Here is a 7,339-nt window from a genome sequence, read left to right as displayed (position 1 = left end):
TCTTCCGGGGTGAAACGCCGTCTCTTACTCTTGGTCATGTGATCCTCCTATAAATATCTCGGAGGATTTACTAGCTTATTTTTACCCTATTTTTTTCCCGTTTTCAATGAAGCGCGACAAATCCAACTTGGTGGTTCATTAGCCTTATCCTTATGCTTTATATTCTTTTTCCTCTCATGCATTATTTGGTCAGAAAATTCGGGTTATGGTTTCTATGTGCCTGCTTCCTCCTGAACTTTCCCCCTCAAGAAGTAACGAAATGGTTTCTGGTTTTAAATGTATGGTTATTTGCCTTTTCCCTGGGAATCTACCTGGCGCGTTCAAACGGGCTGGTGAAAATCAGCTTGATGCTGAAGCGCATCGGTTATTTTCGCTTTTTGGTTTTAGGAGGGGGAGTCCTGTTGTCAATCTTTATCAGACAATATGTTGCCATAGAATATCAGATCGATTTTCTCTGGAGACAGGGATTTGACTGGATATATGGAAGCATCATTATTTTGCTTGTATTTGAAATCACGCAATCATGGCAATATGGGCAGCGTGTCCTGGCCTTCCTTGGAAGACACCTGTTTAATGTTTTTCTATTCCATACTTTCATATTTTACTATTATTGGCCTGATTTTATTTACAGTTTTTCAAATCCCGGGTTAATTTTTCTGGTCCTGCTGGCTATTTGTATACTCGTTTCGATATCAATCGAATACGCTAAGAAGTTCCTCAAATTCGAACCTATCCTGCAAAAAATAGATGGAATTCAAATGAAGGATCGTTTCTTTATCGGACTAAATGGGCAAAATGATTCGATTGGAAATATTCTAAAAATGAGAAATAGGAACAGAGCCAGTAAAAATAAACGGAAGCATAAAAAGACACGGTAAGATGATTATTGACCCCAGTTGACGGAAAAATAGCACATGGTCTATTTCTTGCACTTGATGATGGAATTTAGAGATCGAACGGCAATTATTGGGTTCCAGGTACGAAGGCGTGCAAACGCTAACGCGCCCTCGCACCACAGGGACTGTTGAGTATTATGCCGAAGCTGGGCATATAACGCTTACTTTGACAGAACCATGAGAGGGAAGCTATGAAGCTCAAAATCGATGAAAAAGCGGACGCATTATATCTTAGATTGGATGATGATGCGATTTTCGAGTCTCAGGAAGTCGCGCCCGGGGTAATTGTTGATTTGAACGGTAACAATCAGGTGGTAGGTATTGAAATATTGAACCTGTCGAAAAGGGCTTCCCCGGTGAATTATCATTCACTGCAATATGAAGTGGTATGAAACGAGATTATGGGGCGTCCAGATGGGATGATGGGGGGCCCGCCTCTTGAAGGCGCGCAAACGTTTGCGCGCCTTCAAGAGGCGGGGCATGGATTTATATTTCACTATCGACTGCAATCCTTAGTGCCGAATTCAATTCCTGAACCTTCCCCCATGAAAGGGAGCCGATATAGTCGGTGAGGTTGTTTTTAGGAATGCTGATAAGCTCGTCGCAGAATATGCAGCTTTCATGCTTTAAGCCCTCATCCGGCCCCACCGGCACCTGGGTGGATATGCCCGAGTAATTACTATAAATGGGGGCGCAAATGACCGTGGAAAATTTTGAATCGACAAGCGCCTGACGGCTTACCACGACGAATACGCGATAATTTTTTTGATCATGCCGCATCCCCTTGTATACCCGGAACAAGTCACCGCGATTCAAGATTTTACCTGGTAATCCAGAACATCAAGAGCTTCTTTGTTCAATTCCTCAAGTGAGCTGTTAATAAGCTCGATATCCGTCTTGTTCCGGCCTGTTCGCTTGATTCGATCGATATACTCCTTCACAGCCTTCTCGATTAAGCCGGATCTGTTCCCCTTTCCTTGTAGGAGGGTATCGATTTCCTGTAAAAGCTCGTTTGCGATGGTTATCGAGGTTTTCATTTTCATACCACGAATATACCACCAAGGTGGTATTGTGTCAATATATAAAGGATGAAGGCGCGCAAACGTTTGCGCGCCTTCATCCTTTATATTACACAAGCTGCGTAAGGAACGTACGCGCAGGAACAATCACGGGATCAATTTTCGAAAAACAATCCTTCATAATGGGACCCATATCATAGGCGACCTGAAACGCGTGTTTTGCGCCCGTGGAATTTTGAAAATACCCCAGGCTGTTGCCGATAGGCTTATTGGCGGACAGTTTTGCCTCGACCAGGAACCAGGGCTTGTCGTCTTTCGTTACCAGGAAATCCACTTCCCGTCCTGATTTATCCCGGAGGAAAAATAGCTCATATATGCCCATACCCCTGTCGGTCCAGAAATGAACCGCTTTCAATAAATGGCCGGCGATCAGGTTTTCAAACCGGGCCCCATCGTCATCGATGAGTGTCCAGTCCCAGAGGAATACCTTGGGCTCTTTCAGAAGCGAACGGGTCACGTTTTTTGTCCAGGGGCGGATAAGATAACAATAATGGACTGCTGAGAGGAGCCGGAGCCAGCGCTTAACGGTATCGACGGAAATATTCACTTTTCGTGCCAGACTCGAATAGCTTGTAAGCTGGCCCGTCTGGCTTTTCAGCAGTTCCGCCAGGAGCTCGATCTGGCCAAGTTCGTGAACCCGGCTGGTATCGCGCAGGTCTTCCCGGAAGAGCTGCTGCCCCCTGAGGGAGTTCCACCGCGTGGAAAACCTAGAGGATGCTTTCAGGTACGGTTCGGGGAATCCTCCGAATTTGAAGAGACGCGCAAGCGTATCGTCCCCGGAATGTTCAATGGGAGAACGGGTTTCGGCGGCTGATGGGTATGGGTTCAGCAGCTCAGCCAGGGAGAGCGGATGCATGCGATACCTGAAGTATCGGCCCATGAGGCTGTCCCCTCCTTTTTTAAACACGTCGAGTCTTGAGCTTCCTGTCACGACGATATTCAGGTCCTCTTTGTGTTTGTCAAACAGGCCTTTCACAAAGGTCTTCCACTTTCCGTATTTGTGGAGCTCGTCAAATACGATGAAGCGCGGCGATGCGCCTAATATATCCAGCCGAACATCCCGGAGCGTTTTATCCGGGCCGCCCGCGATAAGCGCTCGGTCTTTCATGTCATCCCAGTTGAAATAGTGGATTTCCGGCTCGAAAGTACGGCACGTGGTGGTTTTGCCAACCTGGCGGGGACCAGACACGAATGCCATCTGGCGGTCATTGCGGAAATGTTCTTTCAGAATCTCTTCATACACTCTTTTCATTGTCGACTATTATCGCATACATCGTAAATCAGTCAAGTCCATTTTACGATGCATGCGATAATGGTCGGGGCGGAGGATGTATCAATAAATCAACAATTTCAGATTATCGGATAGTTCCTTCAGGATGTCTTCCGGAAGTCGCATGACAAATTCCGCATTTCGGGTTCTCCAGTCCAGGCTTTTCACCTGGTCCGAGAGTATCACCCCCGAAATTATGCCCGTCACACCGACTTCGAATGGATAGCCCTTCTTCTTGCTGGTTATGGGGCAAAAGATCGCCAGCCCGGTCTTTTTGTTATATTCTCCGGGAGACAGCACAACCGCGGGCCTTCTGCCGCTGTGCTCATGGCCTGTTTGCGGTGAGAAATCCAGCCATACCACGTCGCTCCTTTCGGGAAAATACTTTTTGTCTTTTACCATGCTTCGTTCCCGGACCGATCGCCTGTCGCGATTTCTTCATGAAGGTTTGAGCTTCGGATTTTACGCAGCTTGTTACTGAGCTTCCCGTTATCGTGCCTCTGTGTGATGACGATTGTGTCGCCATTCTGAATGATTTCAATAGATACGCCGTCGCTTAAATTCAGCTCGCGCGCCATCACGCCGGGAATCCGAATACCCAGGCTGTTTCCCCATTTATGGATTTTGGTGACCATGGCTCCCCCTTGCATGTTTATACAATGTATATACATTAGTACCTTGATGTCAAGAGTAATTGAAATATGGTTCCCCATACATTCACATGAATAAATCGCTTGATTTATCGTATTGACTATCGTATATTGCATCATATGAAAGTAACGGCAATCTTACCCGATGAAATCGTGAGCGATGTAAAGAAGCTCGCTCACGGTAAGAATATTACCGATAGCCTTCTGATCGCCCTGGAAGAATGGATCGCCATCAAGAGAATTATCGCGCTCAATAACGAAATATCCGAATCCCCCCTGCGTTTCCGGGACGGTTTTTCCGCCCGTGACGTCCGAACCGCCAATCGAAGCCGATGATCGTCATCGATACCTCGGTCTGGATCGAGTTTCTGCGGAACAATCCCCTCTTCTTTCCGGAAGTTAGGCTCCTTCTGGAAAACCGTCAAGTTATCGGGCTTGAGTGGATTTTTGGTGAATTGATGCAGGGGGCGAGGAATACCAGGGAGGGGGACGTTATCAATTCATATTGGACCAACCTTCCCAAAGTCGATACGGCCGGTGTTTGGATCGAGGCCGGAAGGCTGTTTTCGGAGGGCAATTTATTCTCGAAAGGGATAGGCTTGATCAATTGCGCGATCGTCATCGCGGCCCGACGCGCGGGGGCGAAAGTCTGGACTCTTGATAAAAAACTGAACACGTTTTTGGGGAAAAAGGAGCGTTACGGGTTGGATTGACGCGCGAATGTTAATGTGCGCCCGACCCGGACATATTATCCTTGACTAAAAGGCATTATCGCCGTTTCTGGTCAGATTCACTGATTTATGGAGGTTTATCGTGCCCACCTATGATTACGAGTGCGTGAAATGCGCGCATAAATTCGAAGTTTTCCAGTCCATCAAGGACGAGCCCATAGCCAATTGCGAGAAATGCGGGGAGAAGGCCAGGAGGCTCATCAGCTCCGGGATTGGGATCATCTTCAAGGGTTCGGGGTTTTACGTGAACGATTACAAGGGGAAGGGCAAGGGCAAGGAATGCCCGGCAGCCGCGTCCACCGATTCAAAGTCAGAGCCGGCGGCTTCACCGGCGTGCGCGTCGTGTTCAGGGGAGCCCTGCGGGGCCTGACGTGCGGGAAAAGCGAGCGCGGATATATTTCCGCGCTTTCATATGGGGCCCGGGTTTAAATCCGGGCCCTTGGTTTATTCAGGGGACGAGGAAATATCTGCGGCTTGCCGCGAATGCCGTCGGGTATTTTCGATCGCGTGCGCTGATTCGCTGGATCCTGCCCGGAATGCGGAATAATCGGGGCGTTGAGGCGAAAAGAATTTGGCCGCGGATTTTCGCGGATTTACACGGATCTGGCCGATACAACAGGAAAAACTCATAGTATTGAATAGCTCCGGGACGTCCGGTCTGGCTACTGATTCCCCGAATTCCATTTCAATCGATATAATTTAAGGCCATTACGCACGTTTGGATAACGGCATCATCCGTGAAAATCCGTGTAAATCCGTGGCTAAAATAAGAAAGCATCAGATGAAATTAAGATACGGCGGCTGGAGTCAAGCTTGATTTGAGATGCGTATTTCCTCGCCAACCGTGGATTACGGGCTTACATCTCCCGGCGTATCAGCTGCGAGCGGCGCTGGCGGTAGTGCTTGAGGAGATATTTCTCTATGGCGATGATCGCCCTGGTGGAGATGACCTCGTCTTTCACCTTGGTCCCCTCGACGGATTGCGTGAAGGCGATTACCGTTTCCGGCGAGCGCGCGGCGTCCACGGGTACCAGGAGATACTCGATGTCGGGTATGAGGAGCTTCTGGCTGCGCTTGGGGTAGAGCACGTCCCGCGCGCCGTACACGGGAACCACGATACGCACGTTTTTCTCGCGGATTTCCTCGATGAGCTGGCTCACGGTCTCGTCGTTTTCCGGTATGAGCTCGATCATGTCCGAGAGGGGGATGAGCGGCGCCTGGGACTCGGCGGTGCGCCGTATGTAGGGCTTGATGTGCGGCGCGACCGGCCTTTCCGCAACGGTGCTGATTTCCCGGGCGCGCGGGACGGGGCTCTCCTTGCCGCCGAACAGCGACCGGAAGAAATCGAGTATCGCCCCGATGAACGACTTTGATGTGGGCCGGGCGCCGGCCGCGGGAACCCGCTGCGCTTCGTGCTGCCGCTTCTCTTTTTCCTGCTTCTGCTTCTGCCACGCGTCGAAGGCTTCCGCCAGGCCCTTCAGCTTCGCCGCGTCTTCATCCGTGTATTGCAGCTCGCGGCGGCGCTCGGTGGAGCTCAGAATCCCGCGCGATACGCGGCAGAGGATGTCCAGGGAATTCAGGATCTTCGTTTTTTCCGCGTGCTGCATGGAGTCGAGCTTTTCGGGATTGGCGATCGAGCGATTCACCAGGTCCTCGAAGTGCGCGACGAGCCGGGCCCCGTCGATGAAGTGAATCACCCCGCCGTCGCCCACGTGCGATACGATGCGATAGGCGCGCAGGTTTTCGGGCGTCATCCATTGTCTCAGGACGTCGTCGGTGAGCTCGGGGATCACGCCGGTCAGGTCCCCGGAGGGGCACAGGACGCACTCGTTCACGTGGCGGGCGATATCCTTGCCGATCGTCTGCACTGGATCGAGCATCTCCTCGCTCTTGATGACCCCGGCGCGCAGGCTGAAGGCGTTTTTGGTGTCGATGCGGTCCCTTTCCGAGAGCACGGTGGGGATGTCGTTCAACAGGATATTGAAGACGTAGTCCAGCTTGTGGTCTCGGTAATCGCTCACGGCGGGGGTCAGGATGCCGAAATTTTTGAGGCGGCGCATGACGGGCTCGTTGTACGCCGCGATGATCTCGTTCAGCCGCGCGATGTTGATGGAATCGCGGACCGCGCCGTAGTTCACCGCGTGGAAACAGTAGTCCTCCTGGACCTCCACCTTGTTCTTGTCCATCGAGAAGTTCTTGAAGATGAAAAAGGTCTTCCCCTCGTCCCTCCCGATTATCCTGAGCATCTCGTCCTTGTTCCTGGCCGAGCGGATGAGCTTGCTCAGGTTGAAGAAGCGGAACTTCTTTAAAAGGTCCTGGAGGCTTTCGCGCGAGCGCTCCAGGCGCTGCGCGGCGATGTGTTCCAGGTCCTTGGGCCCCATGGCCACGGTATATTCCCTGGTTTCATTGATGGCGAGGCGCTTGCTCTCCTCGTCCACACGGAAGTCGAACGAGGTGATCACGCGGACGTGCTCGCGAAAGCGCGTCGCAAGAAGGTCCAGCAGGTAGTCGATGGTCTTTTCGCGCGACTGGTTGAAGGGGATCTTGACCGCGGGGGTCTTCTTCAAATGCTCGGGCGTGGCAAGCGGCGTGGACCCCTCGGGGAGGGAACGATTCTGCGCGGAGAGGATTTCCCCAAGCACGTCCATGATGAAAGGCTCGCGCGCGCTCGCTTCGTCAAGAAACCTGAATATATCTATTTTCGTCATCGCCT

Annotated in this window: 11 protein-coding genes; 5 read left to right on the top strand and 6 right to left on the bottom strand. The window is 51.1% G+C overall.

What is annotated here, in order from left to right:
* The first annotated feature begins 176 nt into the window (after positions 1 to 176).
* Positions 177 to 878, top strand: a complete 702-nt coding sequence (locus tag EPN93_14690) for a hypothetical protein (GenBank protein TAL33275.1) — start codon at positions 177 to 179, stop codon at positions 876 to 878.
* Between the two features lie 209 nt (positions 879 to 1,087).
* The gene (locus EPN93_14685) at positions 1,088 to 1,288 is read left to right on the top strand and encodes a DUF2283 domain-containing protein (protein TAL33274.1); all 201 of its coding nucleotides are present in this window, start codon (positions 1,088 to 1,090) and stop codon (positions 1,286 to 1,288) included.
* Positions 1,289 to 1,382: 94 nt separating this feature from the next.
* On the opposite strand, the gene EPN93_14680 is transcribed toward EPN93_14685, so the two are convergent.
* From EPN93_14680 to EPN93_14660, 5 genes are all read right to left on the bottom strand, one after another.
* Positions 1,383 to 1,712 carry a type II toxin-antitoxin system PemK/MazF family toxin gene (locus EPN93_14680; protein TAL33273.1) on the bottom strand — a complete coding sequence of 110 codons (330 nt, stop codon included), beginning with the start codon at positions 1,710 to 1,712 and terminating at the stop codon, positions 1,383 to 1,385.
* Positions 1,709 to 1,939, bottom strand: coding sequence for a hypothetical protein (locus EPN93_14675; protein ID TAL33272.1), 231 nt, complete (start codon positions 1,937 to 1,939; stop codon positions 1,709 to 1,711). Before EPN93_14675 ends, EPN93_14680 begins: the two co-directional genes overlap by 4 nt.
* Positions 1,940 to 2,024: 85 nt before the next feature.
* On the bottom strand, positions 2,025 to 3,173 hold the full coding sequence (locus EPN93_14670) for an ATP-binding protein (GenBank protein ID TAL33283.1): 1,149 nt from the start codon (positions 3,171 to 3,173) through the stop codon (positions 2,025 to 2,027).
* A 135-nt stretch (positions 3,174 to 3,308) separates the two neighbouring features.
* Positions 3,309 to 3,647 carry an endoribonuclease MazF gene (gene mazF, locus EPN93_14665; GenBank protein ID TAL33271.1) on the bottom strand — a complete coding sequence of 113 codons (339 nt, stop codon included), beginning with the start codon at positions 3,645 to 3,647 and terminating at the stop codon, positions 3,309 to 3,311.
* The gene (locus tag EPN93_14660; protein TAL33270.1) at positions 3,641 to 3,880 is read right to left on the bottom strand and encodes an AbrB/MazE/SpoVT family DNA-binding domain-containing protein; all 240 of its coding nucleotides are present in this window, start codon (positions 3,878 to 3,880) and stop codon (positions 3,641 to 3,643) included. Before EPN93_14660 ends, mazF begins: the two co-directional genes overlap by 7 nt.
* 135 nt (positions 3,881 to 4,015) lie before the next feature.
* Here EPN93_14660 and EPN93_14655 point away from each other — a divergent pair, with 135 nt between their 5' ends.
* The 3 genes from EPN93_14655 (at position 4,016) to EPN93_14645 (ending at position 4,996) form a co-directional block, all read left to right on the top strand.
* Positions 4,016 to 4,231: a DUF2191 domain-containing protein gene (locus tag EPN93_14655; protein ID TAL33269.1), complete on the top strand. Its 216-nt coding sequence runs from the start codon at positions 4,016 to 4,018 to the stop codon at positions 4,229 to 4,231.
* Positions 4,228 to 4,608 carry a PIN domain-containing protein gene (locus EPN93_14650; protein TAL33268.1) on the top strand — a complete coding sequence of 127 codons (381 nt, stop codon included), beginning with the start codon at positions 4,228 to 4,230 and terminating at the stop codon, positions 4,606 to 4,608. Before EPN93_14655 ends, EPN93_14650 begins: the two co-directional genes overlap by 4 nt.
* Before the next feature lie 100 nt (positions 4,609 to 4,708).
* Positions 4,709 to 4,996, top strand: a complete 288-nt coding sequence (locus EPN93_14645; protein ID TAL33267.1) for a zinc ribbon domain-containing protein — start codon at positions 4,709 to 4,711, stop codon at positions 4,994 to 4,996.
* Positions 4,997 to 5,483: 487 nt separating this feature from the next.
* Here EPN93_14645 and EPN93_14640 read toward each other — a convergent pair whose 3' ends face one another.
* Complete coding sequence (locus tag EPN93_14640) at positions 5,484 to 7,334, bottom strand: hypothetical protein (protein ID TAL33266.1); 1,851 nt, start codon at positions 7,332 to 7,334, stop codon at positions 5,484 to 5,486.
* Between the last annotated feature and the right edge of the window lie 5 nt (positions 7,335 to 7,339).

This window comes from Spirochaetota bacterium (genome assembly GCA_004297825.1).
Classification (GTDB): Bacteria; Spirochaetota; UBA4802; order UBA4802; family UBA5368; genus FW300-bin19.
The sequence above is the reverse complement of the archived record's forward strand: the minus strand, read 5'-3'. Positions and strand labels throughout refer to the sequence as shown.

What these genes read in the sequence shown, in the direction of transcription:
- EPN93_14640 (TAL33266.1), bottom strand. Translation starts at nt 7,334, where the DNA reads ATGACGAAAATAGATATATTCAGGTTTCTTGACGAAGCGAGCGCGCGC.
- EPN93_14660 (TAL33270.1), bottom strand. Translation starts at nt 3,880, where the DNA reads ATGGTCACCAAAATCCATAAATGGGGAAACAGCCTGGGTATTCGGATT.
- EPN93_14690 (TAL33275.1), top strand. Translation starts at nt 177, where the DNA reads ATGCATTATTTGGTCAGAAAATTCGGGTTATGGTTTCTATGTGCCTGC.
- EPN93_14685 (TAL33274.1), top strand. Translation starts at nt 1,088, where the DNA reads ATGAAGCTCAAAATCGATGAAAAAGCGGACGCATTATATCTTAGATTG.
- mazF (TAL33271.1), bottom strand. Translation starts at nt 3,647, where the DNA reads ATGGTAAAAGACAAAAAGTATTTTCCCGAAAGGAGCGACGTGGTATGG.
- EPN93_14650 (TAL33268.1), top strand. Translation starts at nt 4,228, where the DNA reads ATGATCGTCATCGATACCTCGGTCTGGATCGAGTTTCTGCGGAACAAT.
- EPN93_14675 (TAL33272.1), bottom strand. Translation starts at nt 1,939, where the DNA reads ATGAAAATGAAAACCTCGATAACCATCGCAAACGAGCTTTTACAGGAA.
- EPN93_14670 (TAL33283.1), bottom strand. Translation starts at nt 3,173, where the DNA reads ATGGCATTCGTGTCTGGTCCCCGCCAGGTTGGCAAAACCACCACGTGC.
- EPN93_14655 (TAL33269.1), top strand. Translation starts at nt 4,016, where the DNA reads ATGAAAGTAACGGCAATCTTACCCGATGAAATCGTGAGCGATGTAAAG.